General features: G+C 30.6%; 1 protein-coding gene and 1 pseudogene. One reads left to right on the forward strand and one right to left on the reverse strand.

Translation table 11 applies throughout. From position 1 onward, the window contains the following. Positions 1-251: 251 nt before the first annotated feature. Entirely contained in the window at positions 252-551 is a 300-nt protein-coding gene (locus CER22_RS31030; RefSeq protein WP_001191994.1) for a hypothetical protein, read from the reverse strand. A 549-nt stretch (positions 552-1,100) separates the two neighbouring features. Between CER22_RS31030 and CER22_RS31035 the strand changes: the two are divergent. Next, positions 1,101-1,166 (forward strand): annotated as a pseudogene (locus tag CER22_RS31035) (acyl-ACP desaturase); the annotation flags it as partial.

A 1,166-nucleotide genomic window follows, 5' to 3' on the forward strand; every position in this document is an offset into this window, starting at 1 on the left:
GGACAAAAGCAGATAAAATTGATTTTCAAATACTTCAAGGTTTTAGAAGTATTTACTTCTAAAAAAAGGGATCCACCACACCTCTATCAAGTTAAGAAACATAAAAAACGATAATAATGAACTTCCGCGCTAAAAAAGCCACAAAATTTTCGTTTAGGGGGCAATCTGTTCTGTTAGCTTGATAGCGATGGGGCGGTACCCCTGGTTTTAAGTTAAAAAAATCCCCGGAAATAAACCTTTTATAAATATGATTATTTTATTTCGAGGGGCTCCTTATAAATCTTAGCTATATATTTTACGAAATCAATGACGGGATAGTGTATGAGGGAACGGTGCTGCGTAAAACGGATCCCTTCTTTTTCCATTTTTGAAATGAGTTGTTCAATTTCCAACTCTTTTTGTTGTATCCTATTATAATTTTGATATACAATGTTTTTCCATTGATAGGAAGAACCGTGAAAAAAATTCTCCCCTTTTACCCTGTGACTAAATATAATTTCTATTTTTTCTCTACGTTGTTTTTCCTTCATATGCGCTTCCGTTGACTGCATGTTTATCGCCTCTTCCCTTTTTTTGTATACTGTTTCACAAAATTTGGTCTAACTCATCATAGCCAATGTGCATTAAGCTTGTTGGGAATTGTCGTTTAAGGCTATCTCATCAACTATATTTTTTTCAAGCGCTTAATCTAATATATTGGATTATAATCTTACGTCTAAATAAATTGATAGTGTATATAAAACACTATCAATCTTTATTATAAAACGATTCTTTATAGGTATGCACCTTTTTACACTCACCAAAATTTACAACATGACGAGTATCTTTATCCATGAATGTTATTCTGTATTTACTGAGGTTAGTTTTTATTTTGACTAACTAACATATTGTTTGCCTCAATATCTATTTTATAAAAAAGAAAATAGGTGTAACGGTCCCTCTTTTGATAAAAAAATCCTATGAAAATATAGCGCTCTTAAAGAGTTTTGTTACAAGTTTGTTATGTTTGATTTAAAAAAAGGAAAGTAATATTTATTTGTAGAAAATTTTTAGAGATAAAAATAAGCTGAATATTCATGGTAAGAAAAGGGGGCACTTATATGCTAACAAATGATTTAGATTTCCGATTAGAACCACGTTTAAAAGAACTGTATGAACAACATAAA

The organism is Bacillus sp. K2I17, from assembly GCF_002209985.1.
GTDB classification, from domain to species: Bacteria; Bacillota; Bacilli; order Bacillales; family Bacillaceae_G; genus Bacillus_A; species Bacillus_A wiedmannii.